Here is a 15,419-nt window from a genome sequence, read left to right as displayed (position 1 = left end):
CCACGCGCAAAGGGCGCCGGAAGGCGCGCGTCTGTTGCGATATGGGCTCTCATGGTCATGACGCAGATTTATACATGCCGTTTGGCAAATGAAAAGGGCAAAAGTTTTGGATTTGTGTTGGGGAATGAAGTGCCTCGAAGTTTGCTTCCGACTTAAGAAACAGAAAAGCCGCACCAGAGACCGCGGCTTTTAGCTAGCTAGAAATTATGGTCGTGCAGTGCACGCGGATTCAACAGTTTCCTGAACCGTTTCCCCATTCCCATTTCCCACCTTTGCAGAAGTAGTTTCCGTTAGTAACAGGAATGACGGCGCACTGAGAGTAAGTTTTTCCTCCGCTCACGCAATAATCCTTCATAACTGTCCAGTTGTTTTGCCCAACACATTTGAGCCAAACAGCTCCATCTACGAATTCAGCACCTTCCGAGTACTTCATGTCTTCGTACCAACAGGCTGCTGCGAGGTGTTTGTCAGAGCTTTCTGCGGACGCGAAAGACACAAGACAGAGTGACGATGCAAAAGCGAAATTAATCCTATTCATACTGATACCCTCTAACCCTAAAACAACCCTAGGGTATCACAACTCCGGGCGAATTGCATCGATTAAGCTGCAATTCCTTCAAAGACAAACGTTACGCCATTTAGTTCCTATGTGAATTACCAAGGGTCAACGCTCCATTACCCGTCGTTTTGGGCAGGGGCGGCTTCGGACAAGGTGCCGTTGGCCCAGTTGCCTTTGCGCTCTTCGCCGGAGGCATATTTCATGGTGCCTTCGCCCTGACGTTGGCCTCCTTTGAAGGTGCCCTCATAAATGTCGCCATTGGCATAGGTGGCTACGCCAACGCCGTCGATCTCACCACTTTTCCATTCGCCCGCGTATTTGAAACCGTCGGGCATGACAATTTCGCCGATACCGTTGCGCTGACCCAACGAGAATTGGCCGGTGTAGGTGGTGCCGTCTGCGTAAGTCGCGACGCCCATGCCGTGGCGCTGGCCGTCTTGCCATTCGCCTTCGTAGCGATAGCCGTCTGCATATGTCATCACGCCGCGACCGTGGTTTTTGGCGTTTTTGAAATCACCTTCATAGACCAAGCCATTGGCGTAGATTGCTTTGCCCACACCTTCGTTGACGCCTGCTTGCCAGTCACCTTCATAAGTGGTGCCGTCGGTGTAGGTGATTTTGCCTTGGCCATCGGCAAGCCCGTCGGCAAATTGCCCAACATAGACGGAGCCGTCGGCATAGGTGACCTGGCCGTTGCCTGCGATGTCACCATTGACCCAAGTGCCGACATAGACGTAGCCATCGCTGCCTTTGAAGGTGCCTTCACCGTGGCGTTGATCGGCTTGGAAGTTGCCCTCATAGGTGTCGCCGTTGGCGTATGTCACCATGCCTGTGCCCTGACGTTGCCCGCCCACCAACTGACCAACGTAGATGTCGCCATTGGGTTGGGTGAGGGTGCCGTCACCTTCGATTTGGCCAGCCGCCCAGGTGCCTTGGTAGATCAAGCCACCAGGCATGGTTAGTCGGCCTTGTCCAGCACGTTCGCCAGCTTTGATTTCACCGTCATAGATGGTGCCGTCGGCGTAGGTGATCTTGCCGAGGCCTTCTTTGATCCCATTGAGCCAGTCGCCTTCGTAGCGGTAGCCTGCCGGGCTGATCATCACACCTTTGCCGTGGTGGTTGGCGTTTTGGAAGCTGCCCTCGTAACGCACGCCGTTGGCGTAAGTCGCCACGCCGGTGCCGGTGATTTTGCCGTCTGCCCAATCGCCCTCATAGGTGCCGCCGTCAGTGAAAGTGATTTTGCCAAAGCCATGGGGTTTGCCTTTGGCAAAATTGCCCACATAAACCGAGCCGTTGGGGAAGCGGGCCATGCCGTCGCCGACAATCTCGCCATCGACCCAGGCGCCTTCGTATTCGTAGCCGTTGGGCAGGCGGTAGATGCCGGTGCCGTGCTGCAGCCCGTTCTTGAAGGTGCCCTCATAGACACCGCCATCGTCATATTGTTTGGTCAGAACCTGGCTGTCCTGTGCGAAGGCGGATGTGCCTGCCAACAGGATGGCTAAGGTAAGTGCCTGAGTTCTGCTCATAATTTCTAGTCCCACTGTTGCCCCATCGGAGCATCCCCATCACCTTGCGGTGTTTTGTTTGATTTTAGGGCAAGGGTTTCTTTGGAGCAAACGGTTTTGCACGTTTGACCTGTTTTGGCGGGTTTGAACGGCTTGGGGGTAGTGGTTTGCGCTTTTCCTTGGCGCTGTGTCTGCTACATCTTTGCGCAAGTAACGCGGTGCGGGAAGAGATTTGATGGCTGATACATTCCGTTTGACACTGGTGCAGGCCAATCCGGTGATGGGGGATCTGGCGGGCAACGCCAACAAGGTGCGTGAGGTCTGGGCCGAGGCCAAGGCGGCGGGTTCCGATATGGCCGCTTTCCCAGAGATGTTCATTGTGGGCTACAACGCGCAGGACTTGGTGTTGAAGCCGGCCTTACAGGCAGCGGCGTTGGCAGAGATTGAGCAACTGGCGGTGGATTGCGCGGATGGGCCGGTTGTGGCCGTGGGTGGTCCGCTGGTGCGGGACGGCGCGCTGTACAACGCGTATTTCATCCTGAAGGGCGGCAAGATTGCGCACACGCAGCTGAAGCACCATTTACCAAATTACACGGTGTTTGACGAAGAGCGTCTGTTTGCGCATGGGCCGATGGGGGGGCCGTATGATGTGAACGGGGTGCGGGTTGGCTCGCCAATCTGTGAAGATGCCTGGTTTGAGGATGTGCCGGAGACCATGGAGGAGACCGGTGCGGAGATCCTCGTGGTGCCCAATGGCTCGCCGTATTTTCGCGACAAGTTTGATCGCCGCATGAACCATATGGTGGCGCGGGTGATCGAGACCGAACTGCCGCTGGTGTATCTCAACATGGTGGGTGGTCAGGACGATCAGGTGTTTGATGGCGGCTCTTTTGTGCTGAACCCCGGTGGGCAGTTGGCGATGCAATTGCCGGTGTTTGATGAGGCCGTGGCGCATGTGGAGTTTGAGCGCACCGCGGCTGGTTGGCGCTGTAAAGATGGCCCAAAGGCGCTGCTGCCTGCGGGGGAAGAGCAGGACTATCGCGTCTGTGTCGAAGCGCTGCGCGACTATATGGGCAAGACCGGGTTTAAGAAGGTGTTGCTGGGGCTGTCTGGTGGCATTGATAGCGCGTTGGTGGCGACGATTGCGGTCGATGCGCTGGGGCCGGAAAACGTGCGTTGTGTGATGTTGCCGTCTGAATATACCTCGCAGGAGTCGCTGGATGACGCTGAGGACATCGCGAAGCGGTTGGGTGTTCATTACGATTATGTGCCAATTGCCGAAGGCCGTGCCGCGATCACCAACACGCTGGCGCCGTTGTTTGAGGGTACTGAGCCGGGACTGACCGAGGAGAACATTCAGAGCCGCCTGCGCGGGCTGCTGTTGATGGCGCTGTCCAACAAGTTTGGCGAGATGCTGCTGACCACAGGTAATAAATCCGAGGTCGCGGTGGGCTATGCCACGATCTATGGCGACATGGCGGGCGGGTATAACCCCATCAAAGATATGTACAAAACCCGCGTGTTTGAGACCTCGCGCTGGCGCAACAACGTGCATCGCGACTGGATGAATGGGCCGGAGAGCGAAGTCATCCCGGTGAATATCATCGACAAGCCGCCCTCCGCCGAGCTGCGCCCGGATCAGAAAGATGAGGACAGCCTGCCGCCGTATGATGTGCTGGATGCGATCCTGTTCATGTTGGTGGATGAGGATAAGTCTGTCGCGGACTGTGTTGCCGCTGGCTATGATCGGGAGACGGTGAAGCGCGTGGAGCATCTGGTGTATATCAGCGAATACAAACGCTTTCAGTCGGCGCCGGGGGCGCGGTTGAGCAAAAAGGCGTTTTGGCTGGATCGGCGCTATCCAATTGTGAACCGATTCCGCGATCCAAGCTGAGCGGCAGCACTAACGTAGAATTATCAGGGGCTTGAACATGATTGAGCGCAAACACACGGGCACACGGATGTCCAAAATCGTCATCCACAATCAGGTGGCGTACCTGTGTGGCCAAGTTGGTGCGGGGGACACGGTTGCGGAGCAGACTCGGGATTGCCTGTCTCGCGTGGATACTTTGCTGGAAGAGGCAGGGTCGGATCGTGAGCATATCCTGCAATCCATCGTGTGGCTGTCTGATATGGCCGATTTTGCCGAGATGAATGCGGTTTGGGATGACTGGGTGCCGGAAGGCCACGCGCCTGCGCGGGCCTGTGGCGAGGCGAAGCTGGCGCGCGATGTGCTGAAGGTTGAGGTGATTGTAACGGCGGCTGTGAAAGCGGGCTGAGGGGGCGTTGATGGGTATGGGGAACGATTTTCTAACAAATCGTGTCCAGCGGCGGACAGCTGATTAGAGCCCATACCTCCAAAATGTTGTGAAGCGACGAAAGTCTGCTTATTTGCGGTGAAGCCTTCTGAGCGTGCGTTTTAGTAGGCCGTCACTTGCTCCTTCTTCTTTTGCTTCTTGAGCAAGGCGTTCCCAGTTTTCCGTATCGCCCGGTAGGCGTTTTGATTTTTCGATTTCACGCCCTTCCTCATCGTAATTCGAAAAGCGTCGAGGAATTTCATCCTCCAAAAAATCCAAAAGTGAAGTCCAACGTGCTCCGATCATGTCGAGCCTAGCGTTGTACAACTCCACCTCGCCGGTCGAAGCCAGATAAAGATGCCCTTGAGACGACCACTCGCCATTGATTGCGCCAAAACCCAGATGCCCTTCCGGGATATAGTCGGGACGTTCAACCGCATTCTGATACCTAATGCTTATTGGTTGCCCGATCCCAACCCCTGATCTATCGACTGATCCACCAATCCCGCCGAGCAACGAGACGCCTAGAACCCTTGCTCCATTCATGTGGCGAAGAAGGTCTTTATACGTCTCGGGTATGTACCGCTCGGCTTCATTTTCAGCGTCGCGTATTCCGATGTCATCCAAGCCGGCATAACGTGTGCAAAGGTATGCGTAGCGAGCGACGTGGGGCACATGTCCGGTTTCATACGCACCATTTTCACCTTCAACCGAGCCGAGTGGATCGTAGCGCTCTCGCAGTTGCTCATCGAGCCGTTTGAGCGTTTCGGAAACAGATTTCGTCATTAGGCGGTCTCGCGATTTTTCCAATCTAAGCGTTTCTAACACCCATAGTTGTGTCGTCAACGCTGCCGCTGACTGCCGCGTGTGTACCGCAATCGGACATTCAGGGAGCATCGGGAAACGGACGCATTGTCCCGCAATGCTACCGTGTGTTCTCAGGGTGCCTTGTTGTCGTGCTCTAAAAATAGCGGCGCGTCCCGTTTTGGCACGCGCCGTTTTCTGTTGGCGACCTAGCCGCGGGCTTTGATGACCTGCAGCAGCGGCATCAGCGAGGCCATGTCGGGGCCGTTTTTCTGACCTGTGAGGGCTTTGCGCAGCGGCATGAAGAGGCCGCGGCCTTTGCGACCGGTGGCTTCTTTCACCGCAGCCGTCCAGGTGGACCATGTGTCGTCGTCAAACGGGCCTTCGGGCAGGAGCTTCATGGCCTCGGCGATGAACTCTTTGTCCTCGTCGTCGATCTCCGGCTCAGCACCATTGGTGTAAAGGTCCCACCATTTGCCCAGATCGTTGAGCGTGGTGATGTTGTCACGGGTGACGTTCCAGAAACGCTCTGCTTTGTCGGCAGGCACGCCGACAGCGGCGATGGCGTCTGCCACGTCTGCGAGTGGCTTTTCGTGCAGCACTTTGGCGGTGAGCGGGTAGAGGTCTTCGACGTCGAATTTTGTCGGCGCGGCGCCAAATTTGGTGATGTCGAACCCTTCGGCAATCTCTTCGAGGTTGGCGCGCAGTTCCATTGGGTCGGAGCTGCCCAGACGGGCCATCAGGCTTAAGAGCGCCATTGGCTGCACACCGGCTTCGCGCAGGTCGCGCAGGGCCAGGGTGCCGAGGCGTTTGGAGAGCGCTTCGCCCTGTGGGCCGGTCAGCAGCGAGTGGTGCGCAAAGTTTGGCACCGCGCCGCCAAGGGCTTCGATGATCTGAATTTGCGTGGCGGTGTTGGTGACATGGTCAGAGCCGCGCACCACATCGGTGATGCCGTAGTCGATGTCGTCGCACACAGAGGCCAGCGTGTAGAGGAACTGGCCATCGGCGCGGATCAGCACCGGGTCAGATACAGAGGCCGCGTCAATCGAGCGGTTGCCCAATATTCCGTCGGTCCATTCGATGCGCTCTTGATCCAGCTTAAAGCGCCAGTGGCCGTTGCCGCGCTCTTCGCGCAGTTTGGCTTTCTCATCATCCGACAGGTTCAGACCCGCGCGGTCGTAAACCGGTGGTTTGCCCATGTTGAGCTGTTTCTTACGCTTCAGGTCCAGCTCGGTTGGGGTCTCAAAGCACTCATAAAACCGGCCCATGTCGCGCAGTTTCTGCGCTGCGTCTTCATAACGCTCCAGACGTGAGGACTGGGTCTCGATGCGGTCCCAGGTCAGGCCAAGCCATTCGAGATCCTGTTGAATGGCGGCGACATATTCCTGTTTGCTGCGCTCTGGATCGGTGTCGTCAATGCGCAGCACAAAGGTGCCGCCAGCCTTGCGGGCGATCAGATAGTTCATCAGCGCGGTGCGCAGGTTGCCAACGTGGATGTAGCCAGTGGGCGAAGGGGCAAAACGGGTGGTCGTCATGGGAATCTCCTGTTGCGTGTCCCAATTCCATACCTTGGGCGATTTGTCCAGAAATGTGGCGCTTAGCTTGCGTGAACCGGCCATTTGGCATTGAGGTCAGTCAGGCCGGTTTGGATGAGCTCTTCGAGCACAGTCAAGTCGATGTCTGCGAGTTTGTTGACATAGAGGCAGGATTTGCCAAGCTTGTGTTTGCCGAGGCGGGAGAGGATGGCGCTGTAGTCTTGATAACCGGGCATGATGTAGAGCACGAGATTGGCTTTGCGCGGGCTAAACCCTGTGGCGAGGAATGTGCCTTCGCGGCCGCTGTCGTAGCGGAAGTGGTATTGGCCAAAGCCAATGATTGACGGTCCCCACATGACAGGGGGATAGCCGGAGACGCTTTCAAACAAGTCGAGCAAGGCGGTTGCGTCGGATTGGCGGCGGGCAGGGGTTACGGTTTGTAGGAAGTCGCGTGGGGCGATATCTGTTGGGGCAGTTTTGTTGGTGCTCATGTAGGGTTCCAGCGAAAGAGGCGAAGATCAGCGTGACGATCTGATGCAGGACTGTAAGCCGTACATATCAGATATCGAGTGTCGCTTCAGCTTAGAGTGAGCCGGGCAGCGGTGTGATGAGGCGCGCGTTTGGACCGTTTTGTCATTGACCAGTGCGCGCAGAGCTGTGTCCGTCAAAGATAAAGCACGGAGGCAACGAGGAAGAAGATCAGCACGCCAAACACATCGTTGGTGGTGGTGATGAAGATGCCTGTTGCCACGGCAGGGTCGAGTCGTAAGGACTTTAAAACAAACGGAATTACCGCGCCAATTGTGCCGGCGATGGTGGTCACCAATGTGAGAGCAAAAAGCGCTGTGAGGGCCAAATAGACCGGGGCGTGTAGCGGGATGACTTGGCTGACCAGCAGGACCATGAGGGCTGTGATACTGCCAATGGAGAGGCCATTGAGCATTGCGCCAAAAAGCTCGCGCAGAATACGTCCACCAAAGTCGCCGCGCCAGTTCACGCCGGAAGTGAGCGACTGTACCGAGACGGTGGAGGCCTGAATGCCAGCGTTGCCTGCGGTGGCCATGACCACGGGAATAAAGCTGGCAAGTACGGCGGCTTGCGCCAGCGCGTCCTCAAAGGAGCCAATCACACCTGCAGCAAAGCCAGCGCCACCAAGGCCGCCCAATAGCCAAGGCAGGCGGCGGCGCAGGATGGTGAAAGGGCTGTCAAATTGTGTGGTGGCGGGCGAGACCGAGCCCATGCGCAACATGTCTTCTTCGGCCTCTTCGCGGGTAATTTCGCCAAGCTCTCGCGGGGAAATGCCGCCAACCAACTTACCAGACGTGTCGACCACGCCGATGGCATGCAGGTTTTTGGCGCGGGCCATGGACAACACGTCTTCGCGGTCCCAATCGGCGCTGACCAAAAGCAGTTCTGGGTGCAGGATGTCGCGTAGGATTATCGCGTCGGAGGCGGCGAGCACTTCTCGGAAGCGTAGAAAACCAAGCGGTTTGCGGGTGGCGTCCACCACAAACATCATGTCGATTTTGCCCAGGTTTTGGCTGCGGGCGCGAATGTCTTGGGTCAGCTGTGCAACGGTCCAATCGGCTGGGGCCATCAAGACACTTAGGCGCATGACGGTGGCGGCACTGTCGTCACGGGCTTGCAGCACAGTGGCGATTGTCTCGGCCTCAGGGTGGGCAGCAACCAGTTGTGCGGCAAAGCTGCGCGGCAGCTCGAGAAGGGTGTCGACCGCTTCGTCCACGTCCATCATGGCGATGATGTTGGAGAAGGTAGTGAATGCAGTTTCTGAGAACAACACCGCGCGCAGGTCTGGATCAAGTTCGGCCATAACCTTGAGGCCCAGAGCGTCTGGGATCCAGTCAAACATCACCCGTGCGTGGGCAGGGCGTAAGTGGGTGAGCGCAGCCATTGTGTCAGCTGCGGGCCAGTCTTGGAGGGCTTCGAGCAAGGCCGCTTTTGCATCAGCTGCGATCCAGTGATCGAGCTGTTTTAGCAGCTTGCGGTTGGCCTGTTTGCCGTCCTCTGTGTGGTCGTCGTGCCAGATCAAAGAGGGCATGGCAGCGGGCCTTTTAGCTGGTGAATTTTGCGTCCAGAGTGGTGAGGTGCTGATCCACCAGAGCGGTTTCGTCTTTGGTCAGTACGCGGTGGCGAGGGTATTGCGGATCCGCACGGTCATGCAGGATCGGGGCATCCCAACCTGTTGTGGTGGCGAAAAAATCCGCCACGCCTTGTTCGCCGAACTGTTGCAAATAGCCTTGCACAACCACGTCCAGATAGCTGAGCAGGATTGGAAGGCGCGTTTCGGCGGAAACACCGATGTCGCGGCGCATGGTGTAGACGGCGATTTCAATGGGATCGGTGATCGGATGGGTGACATTGGCAGTGCTGAGCACGCGGGTGTAGGCAAATTCGCGGGCATCCAATGCGTCCCAATCATCGCCGGGAACATGGGCGATGAGGCCGTCAATGACGCAGGAATTGTCAGGAACCGCGGTCAGGAAAGCGATGGGTCGCAAGCTGGTATGACACCATTGACGCCGCCAGCCGTTCAGGCGGGCCGGGTGTGCATTCTCATACGAATGCGTGCTGTGGTTCACGAGGCTGCCATAGCCAAAGAAGTAAGAGGTGGTCATGCTTCCTCCCTACACGGGTGTTGATCCATGTCAATGCTATGCGTTGGCCGCTCTGGCACAAGGCGGCCACCCATCTGACCGTTGGGACGGACTGAGAGGAAGACCATGCGGATTACCAAACGGACGAACATCGCCATTCGTGTGCTGATGTTTTGCACAGCGCATCGTGGCCGCTTGGTGACCAAGCACGAGATTGCCGGCGTGTGTAATGCGTCGGAAAACCATCTGGCGCAGGTCATTCATCAGTTGGCGCTAATGGGTGTTTTGAGCACGCAACGTGGGCGTAACGGTGGGTTGGAGTTGGCACGGGAGCCAAAAGACATTGAAATTGGCGAGATTTTTCGCGCCATGGAAGCGTCGGTGCCGTTGGCAGAGTGTTTTGCCGATGTGGACAATTCCTGCCCACTGGTGGGGGCCTGTCGTCTAAAGGATGCGTTGAGTGAAGCCGCGGAGGCGTTTTATGCGCGGTTGGATAGGGTGACTCTGGACGCACTGGTGTGTGGCAACACCGCGTTGTTGGGCATTTTGGCGCCCGAACCCTGTGGGGCGACCGCTGGCTGAAGCGGTTACCGCCCGGTTTAGTGGCGGAAGTCGATGCCCGCGAGAACAAAACCGGCTGCGATAATTAAGGCCCAGAAAGCTATTGCGACAAAGGCCATCCAACGTCCCTTCAATCGAGAGGGCCATCGCAGTGCGCCAAAAAATAACGTTGCAAGAATTGCCGCCGCCAGTACGACCAGTGTGCGTTCGAGGTCTGCCCCAGACGGCAGGAAGGTGAGATCCGGCAGGTTGAAGCCCAGATCATAGCGCAATTCCCAAAGAGCTAAAAAGGCCAAGAGGCTTGTCAGTAGAACCACAATTGGTCCCTCAACTTTCCGGCCACGCCAGAGCTGTACACCGGCGGCAAAGGACAGGAGACCGCCGATGAGAGGGCCAACAAAAATTATCAGGGCAAGCGCAAGCATCGGTTGTGTTCCTATTGTGATGGCATCTTCCTAAGAGGAAAATTGGGGGAAGCCAATGCAGTTGGGCTATCGGAGATTTCTGGGGAAAGCGGTCTGATCATAAGTATGGCTGAAGATGCGTAGCAGCCCCATGGTGGCAATGCGGGACAGTTTGGCCCTTTGTTGATTTGCCAATGGTTGTCGGGGGCGGAAGTATAGCGTGATAAGCATCACTTATCGCGCAATAACTCGGCGCAACATAGAGGCTTGTCAGAGATTGTTCTGCATACTACGGTGCACACCAAGGTGAATCGGGAGAACTGGACGATCCAGTGCCGAAGGAGCAACCGCCCCGGAAACTCTCAGGCCACAGGGACCGACCACCTAAGGAAACACACTCTGGAGAGTGGTGTTCGTCAGGACACCCGCCGAAGGGATAACGATCTCAGGCAATCGGACAGAGGGGGCATCGCACGCGCAGAAGAGTTGCGCGAAAATGGGATGCCGGATGTGACCTCCAGAACATGGACACGCCCGGAAGGAGAAGGGCGAAGTCTATGGGAGAGTTGAAGCGTACACCGCTTTATGATCTGCATGTTGAGCTTGGTGCCAAAATGGTTGGTTTTGCGGGCTATGATATGCCCGTTCAGTACCCGCTTGGCGTTATGAAAGAACACCTGCACTGTCGTGCGGCAGCTGGTCTGTTTGACGTAAGTCACATGGGGCAGGTTGCCTTGCGGGCCGAAAGCTATGAGGCGGCGGCCAAAGCGTTTGAAGCGCTGGTGCCGCAGGATGTGATGGGCCTTGGCGTTGCGCGTCAGCGGTACGGGTTTTTCACCAATGACGCAGGCGGGATCGAAGACGATTTGATGTTTGCCAACCGTGGCGATCACCTGTTTGTGGTTGTGAACGCGGCCTGCAAAGAAGCCGACATCGCGCGCATGGTCGCGGCATTGACGCCGGATGTTACGGTGGAAGAGATCACGGATCGCGCTTTGGTGGCGCTGCAAGGTCCGGCGGCTGAGACGGCGCTGGCGCGGCTCAATCCCTCTGTAGCTGATATGGCGTTTATGGACTTCACCGAAGTTGAACTGGATGGTGTGGCCTGTTGGGTCAGTCGTTCGGGCTACACTGGTGAAGATGGATATGAGATTTCCATACCCGAAGCAGATGCGGCAGGGATTTGTCGCAAGCTGTTGGAGATGGAAGAGGTAGAAGGCATTGGCCTTGGCGCACGCGATAGCCTGCGTTTGGAAGGCGGACTTTGCCTGTATGGCAATGACATCAGCACCGATACTTCCCCAATTGAAGCGGCACTGACCTGGGCGATCCAGAAAGTGCGCCGCGCTGATGGCGACCGCGCAGGTGGTTTCCCCGGTGCGGACCGTATTTTTGGCGATCTGGCAGAAGGTGTGGCGCGCAAGCGTGTGGGCTTGGCCCCGACTGGTCGCGCGCCAATGCGAGCCGGCACGCAGTTGTTTGCGGCGGCTGAAGGTGGTGAACCCATTGGTGAAGTGACCTCGGGCGGCTTTGGTCCGACCTATGAAGGTCCGGTGGCTATGGGGTACGTTGGCAAGGCGCAAGCCGTTGTCGGAACAGAAATTTTTGGTGAAGTGCGTGGCAAACGCATGCCGGTGACCGTGGCGAAGATGCCGTTGGTACCTGCCAATTTCAAGCGTTGAGCAACAGGAGAGCAAGCAATGAAATTTACCGAAGAGCACGAATGGCTGCGGGTTGAAGGCGACGTTGTGGTGGTAGGCATCACCGAACACGCCAGCGAGCAATTGGGTGACGTAGTGTTTATTGAGCTGCCAGAAGCGGGCACCGAAGTCACCAAAGACGAAGAAGTCTGTGTGATTGAATCCGTGAAAGCCGCGTCTGACGTTCTGGCACCATTGGATGGTGAGATTGTTGAAGTGAACTCGCCACTGGTCGATGAACCGGGCAAGGTCAATGATGATCCAATGGAGGGCGCTTGGTTCTTCAAGATCAAGCCATCTGATCTGTCTCAAATGGACGACTACATGGACGAAAACGCCTACAAAGACTTCATTGGGTAAGCGCTGATGCGCGTGCGGATCGGATGATGCCGATCCGCGTTCCCTATGATCTTCAGGAAACATGATTGGGTCGGCTTTTCTGGCTGGACCGCAGTCTGACTTTTTCTTCGCCGCACCTGTTGCCGCGGATTGTTGAGGAGATGAAGATGACCTTCAAACCCACCGACTATCTACCTTATGATTTTGCCAACCGCCGTCACATCGGCCCGTCTCCTGAAGAGATGGACGCGATGCTTGAGGTGATTGGTGCTGACAGCCTTGACGCGCTGGTCGAGGACACGATGCCGGAGAGCATCCGCCAGAAAGCGCCTTTGGAATTTGGCCGCCCGATGTCGGAGCGCGAAGTGCTGCGTCACATGCGGGAAATTGCTGAAAAAAACGACGTGCTGACCAGCCTGATTGGGCAGGGCTACTATGGCACGGTGACGCCACCAGCCATCCAGCGTAACATTCTGGAAAACCCAGCCTGGTACACGGCGTATACGCCGTATCAGCCGGAGATTTCGCAAGGCCGTCTTGAGGCGTTGTTGAACTATCAGACTATGGTCAGCGATCTGACGGGTCTGGAAGTGGCCAACGCCTCGTTGCTGGATGAATCCACCGCCTGTGCCGAAGCGATGACCATGGCGCAGCGTGTTTCTAAGTCGAAAGTCAAAGCCTTCTTTGTGGATGAAAACTGTCATCCCCAGAACATCGGCGTGATGAAAACCCGCGCCGCGCCGCTGGGCATTGAAGTGATTGTCGGCAATCCGGATGATCTTGAGGCCGACAAAGTCTTTGGCGCGATCTTCCAATACCCCGGCACCCATGGTCATGTCCGTGATTTCACTGCTGAAATCGAAGCGCTGCACGCCAACAAAGCGATTGGTGTTGTGGTGGCAGATCCGCTGGCGCTGACGCTTTTGAAAGAGCCGGGCGCGATGGGCGCAGATATTGCCGTGGGCAGCACGCAGCGCTTTGGCGTGCCGGTTGGTTACGGTGGTCCACACGCGGCCTATATGAGCTGTAAAGACGCCTACAAACGTTCGATGCCGGGTCGGATTATTGGTGTGTCAATTGATGCGCAGGGCAACCGTGCGTATCGCCTGTCACTGCAAACCCGCGAACAGCACATCCGTCGTGAGAAAGCCAACTCCAACGTTTGTACTGCACAGGCGCTGCTGGCGGTGATGGCATCGATGTATGCCGTGTTCCACGGACCGCAAGGATTGCAGGCGATTGCACAGCGTATCCACCGCAAGACCGCCCGTCTGGCAAAAGGTCTGGAAGATGCCGGCTTTACGGTGGATCCGGGTGTGTTCTTTGACACCATCACTGTCGACGTAGGTCTGTTGCAGCGCGGTGTTCTGCAGCACGCGGTGCAAGAAGGCATCAACCTGCGCAAGGTTGGCAAAACCAAGGTTGGCATTTCGCTGGATGAGACTGCACGGTCGCAGACCATCGAAGCGGTCTGGCGTGCCTTTGGCATTGTGCAGGAAGACGAAGATTATACTCCAGAGTACCGCTTGCCGGAAAAACTGCTGCGTGAAACCAGCTATCTGGATCACCCAATTTTCCACATGAACCGGGCAGAAACCGAGATGATGCGCTATATGCGTCGTCTGGCGGATCGCGATCTTGCGCTGGACCGCGCGATGATCCCGCTGGGCTCCTGCACCATGAAACTCAACGCGGCTGTTGAGATGATGCCAGTGAGCTGGGAAGAGTTCTCCAACATGCACCCGTTTGCACCCAAAGATCAGGTTGCAGGCTACACACACATGATCGACGATCTGAGCGACAAGCTGTGCCAGATCACCGGGTATGATGCGATTTCCATGCAGTCCAACTCCGGTGCACAGGGTGAATACGCCGGTCTGTTGACCATCGCGGCCTATCACCGATCACAAGGCGAAGGCCATCGCAATGTGTGTCTGATCCCGATGAGTGCACATGGCACCAACCCGGCGTCGGCACAGATGGTGGGTTGGAAAGTGGTTGCTGTGAAAACCGCAGAAAACGGTGACATTGATGTGGAAGACTTCCGCGCCAAAGCTGAGAAACACGCCGAAAACCTTGCAGCCTGTATGATCACCTACCCCTCCACACATGGTGTATTTGAGGACACGGTGCACGAGATCTGTGGCATCACCCACGAGTTTGGGGGGCAGGTCTATATTGATGGTGCCAACCTGAACGCGATGGTGGGTTTGTCTCGTCCCGGCGATCTTGGCGGTGACGTGAGCCACTTGAACCTGCACAAAACCTTCTGCATTCCGCATGGCGGTGGTGGCCCCGGCATGGGGCCCATTGGTGTGAAATCTCATCTGACGCAACACCTTCCAGGCCATCCGGAAACCGGCGGTCAGGAAGGGCCGGTTTCGGCGGCGCCGTTTGGCTCACCCTCGATCCTGCCGATCAGCTGGGCTTACGTGCTGCTGATGGGGGGCGAAGGTCTGACCCAGGCAACCCGTGTGGCGATCTTAAACGGTAACTACATTGCCAAGCGGCTCGAAGGGGCGTTTGACATCTTGTACAAAGGCCCAACCGGCCGCGTGGCGCATGAGTGTATCATCGACACCCGTCCGTTTGCCGACAGTGCTGGTGTGACCGTGGATGACATTGCCAAGCGTCTGGTGGACAGCGGCTTCCACGCGCCCACCATGAGCTGGCCTGTGGCTGGTACATTGATGGTTGAGCCCACGGAGTCCGAGAACAAGGCGGAGCTGGATCGTTTCTGTGATGCGATGCTGTCCATTCGTGAGGAAATTCGCGACATCGAAGAAGGCCGGATTGATGCGGAGAACAACCCGCTGAAACACGCGCCGCATACGATGGAAGACCTCGTGAAAGATTGGGATCGTCCCTACACGCGTGAACAGGGTTGCTTCCCTCCGGGTGCGTTCCGTGTGGACAAGTATTGGCCGCCAGTGAACCGAGTGGACAATGCCTATGGCGACCGCAACTTGGTCTGTATCTGTCCGCCCATGGACGATTACGCAGACGCAGCGGAGTAAATCTCGGGTTTGGGTGAGGGGGCCAGCCCCTCGCTTGCCAAGGCAAGCGCACCCCCGAGATATTTGAAGAATGAAAAAGCCGG

The 15,419-nt window shown here is 56.9% G+C and carries 14 protein-coding genes and 2 riboswitches; of the genes, 6 read left to right on the top strand and 8 right to left on the bottom strand.

All coding sequences use genetic code 11. The annotated features are described in order from the left end of the window. Positions 1 to 229: 229 nt before the first annotated feature. Positions 230 to 538 carry a DUF1496 domain-containing protein gene (locus QZ517_RS20060; protein WP_366766019.1) on the bottom strand — a complete coding sequence of 103 codons (309 nt, stop codon included), beginning with the start codon at positions 536 to 538 and terminating at the stop codon, positions 230 to 232. 137 nt (positions 539 to 675) lie between these two features. After that, entirely contained in the window at positions 676 to 2,085 is a 1,410-nt protein-coding gene (locus QZ517_RS07665) for a 2-isopropylmalate synthase (protein WP_294224631.1), read from the bottom strand. 214 nt (positions 2,086 to 2,299) lie between these two features. Here QZ517_RS07665 and QZ517_RS07660 point away from each other — a divergent pair, with 214 nt between their 5' ends. Then, the gene (locus tag QZ517_RS07660; protein WP_294224628.1) at positions 2,300 to 3,958 is read left to right on the top strand and encodes an NAD+ synthase; all 1,659 of its coding nucleotides are present in this window, start codon (positions 2,300 to 2,302) and stop codon (positions 3,956 to 3,958) included. Between the two features lie 37 nt (positions 3,959 to 3,995). Further along, the gene (locus QZ517_RS07655) at positions 3,996 to 4,343 is read left to right on the top strand and encodes a RidA family protein (protein WP_294224625.1); all 348 of its coding nucleotides are present in this window, start codon (positions 3,996 to 3,998) and stop codon (positions 4,341 to 4,343) included. Between the two features lie 108 nt (positions 4,344 to 4,451). On the opposite strand, the gene QZ517_RS07650 is transcribed toward QZ517_RS07655, so the two are convergent. The 5 genes from QZ517_RS07650 to QZ517_RS07630 all read right to left on the bottom strand — a co-directional run bounded on the left by QZ517_RS07650 (position 4,452) and on the right by QZ517_RS07630 (position 9,336). Beyond that, positions 4,452 to 5,147, bottom strand: a complete 696-nt coding sequence (locus tag QZ517_RS07650) for a hypothetical protein (protein ID WP_294224622.1) — start codon at positions 5,145 to 5,147, stop codon at positions 4,452 to 4,454. Between the two features lie 227 nt (positions 5,148 to 5,374). Beyond that, positions 5,375 to 6,700, bottom strand: coding sequence for a glutamate--tRNA ligase (gene gltX / locus QZ517_RS07645; protein ID WP_294224619.1), 1,326 nt, complete (start codon positions 6,698 to 6,700; stop codon positions 5,375 to 5,377). 62 nt (positions 6,701 to 6,762) lie between these two features. Then, positions 6,763 to 7,191 (bottom strand): DUF1801 domain-containing protein, encoded by a 429-nt coding sequence (locus tag QZ517_RS07640; protein ID WP_294224614.1) that lies wholly within the window; start codon positions 7,189 to 7,191, stop codon positions 6,763 to 6,765. A 173-nt stretch (positions 7,192 to 7,364) separates the two neighbouring features. Then, entirely contained in the window at positions 7,365 to 8,759 is a 1,395-nt protein-coding gene (locus QZ517_RS07635) for a magnesium transporter (protein ID WP_294224611.1), read from the bottom strand. Positions 8,760 to 8,772: 13 nt separating this feature from the next. Continuing rightward, entirely contained in the window at positions 8,773 to 9,336 is a 564-nt protein-coding gene (locus QZ517_RS07630; RefSeq protein ID WP_294224607.1) for a gamma-glutamylcyclotransferase family protein, read from the bottom strand. Between the two features lie 105 nt (positions 9,337 to 9,441). Here QZ517_RS07630 and QZ517_RS07625 point away from each other — a divergent pair, with 105 nt between their 5' ends. Further along, a complete protein-coding gene (locus QZ517_RS07625; RefSeq protein WP_294224604.1) occupies positions 9,442 to 9,897 on the top strand; it encodes an Rrf2 family transcriptional regulator in 456 nt (151 codons plus the stop codon). A gap of 17 nt (positions 9,898 to 9,914) precedes the next feature. On the opposite strand, the gene QZ517_RS07620 is transcribed toward QZ517_RS07625, so the two are convergent. Beyond that, positions 9,915 to 10,301 (bottom strand): hypothetical protein, encoded by a 387-nt coding sequence (locus tag QZ517_RS07620; protein ID WP_294224601.1) that lies wholly within the window; start codon positions 10,299 to 10,301, stop codon positions 9,915 to 9,917. A gap of 281 nt (positions 10,302 to 10,582) precedes the next feature. After that, positions 10,583 to 10,669, top strand: a riboswitch (glycine riboswitch). Further along, positions 10,670 to 10,751: riboswitch (glycine riboswitch) on the top strand. 86 nt (positions 10,752 to 10,837) lie between these two features. Here QZ517_RS07620 and gcvT point away from each other — a divergent pair. From gcvT to gcvP, 3 genes are all read left to right on the top strand, one after another. Beyond that, entirely contained in the window at positions 10,838 to 11,962 is a 1,125-nt protein-coding gene (gene gcvT / locus QZ517_RS07615; RefSeq protein WP_294224599.1) for a glycine cleavage system aminomethyltransferase GcvT, read from the top strand. Positions 11,963 to 11,980: 18 nt separating this feature from the next. Continuing rightward, positions 11,981 to 12,340: a glycine cleavage system protein GcvH gene (gcvH, locus tag QZ517_RS07610; RefSeq protein WP_294224596.1), complete on the top strand. Its 360-nt coding sequence runs from the start codon at positions 11,981 to 11,983 to the stop codon at positions 12,338 to 12,340. Between the two features lie 146 nt (positions 12,341 to 12,486). Further along, positions 12,487 to 15,336, top strand: coding sequence for an aminomethyl-transferring glycine dehydrogenase (gene gcvP / locus QZ517_RS07605; protein ID WP_294224594.1), 2,850 nt, complete (start codon positions 12,487 to 12,489; stop codon positions 15,334 to 15,336). Positions 15,337 to 15,419 lie beyond the last annotated feature (83 nt).

It is taken from the genome of uncultured Shimia sp. (assembly GCF_913054185.1).
Classification (GTDB): domain Bacteria; phylum Pseudomonadota; class Alphaproteobacteria; order Rhodobacterales; family Rhodobacteraceae; genus Shimia.
Note: the sequence above shows the minus strand (reverse complement) of the source record. Positions and strands in the feature narration are given on the sequence as shown.

Coding starts and splice junctions, on each gene's coding strand:
- QZ517_RS20060 (WP_366766019.1), bottom strand. CDS start 538: ATGAATAGGATTAATTTCGCTTTTGCATCGTCACTCTGTCTTGTGTCT.
- QZ517_RS07665 (WP_294224631.1), bottom strand. CDS start 2,085: ATGAGCAGAACTCAGGCACTTACCTTAGCCATCCTGTTGGCAGGCACA.
- QZ517_RS07660 (WP_294224628.1), top strand. CDS start 2,300: ATGGCTGATACATTCCGTTTGACACTGGTGCAGGCCAATCCGGTGATG.
- QZ517_RS07655 (WP_294224625.1), top strand. CDS start 3,996: ATGATTGAGCGCAAACACACGGGCACACGGATGTCCAAAATCGTCATC.
- QZ517_RS07650 (WP_294224622.1), bottom strand. CDS start 5,147: ATGACGAAATCTGTTTCCGAAACGCTCAAACGGCTCGATGAGCAACTG.
- gltX (WP_294224619.1), bottom strand. CDS start 6,700: ATGACGACCACCCGTTTTGCCCCTTCGCCCACTGGCTACATCCACGTT.
- QZ517_RS07640 (WP_294224614.1), bottom strand. CDS start 7,191: ATGAGCACCAACAAAACTGCCCCAACAGATATCGCCCCACGCGACTTC.
- QZ517_RS07635 (WP_294224611.1), bottom strand. CDS start 8,759: ATGCCCTCTTTGATCTGGCACGACGACCACACAGAGGACGGCAAACAG.
- QZ517_RS07630 (WP_294224607.1), bottom strand. CDS start 9,336: ATGACCACCTCTTACTTCTTTGGCTATGGCAGCCTCGTGAACCACAGC.
- QZ517_RS07625 (WP_294224604.1), top strand. CDS start 9,442: ATGCGGATTACCAAACGGACGAACATCGCCATTCGTGTGCTGATGTTT.
- QZ517_RS07620 (WP_294224601.1), bottom strand. CDS start 10,301: ATGCTTGCGCTTGCCCTGATAATTTTTGTTGGCCCTCTCATCGGCGGT.
- gcvT (WP_294224599.1), top strand. CDS start 10,838: ATGGGAGAGTTGAAGCGTACACCGCTTTATGATCTGCATGTTGAGCTT.
- gcvH (WP_294224596.1), top strand. CDS start 11,981: ATGAAATTTACCGAAGAGCACGAATGGCTGCGGGTTGAAGGCGACGTT.
- gcvP (WP_294224594.1), top strand. CDS start 12,487: ATGACCTTCAAACCCACCGACTATCTACCTTATGATTTTGCCAACCGC.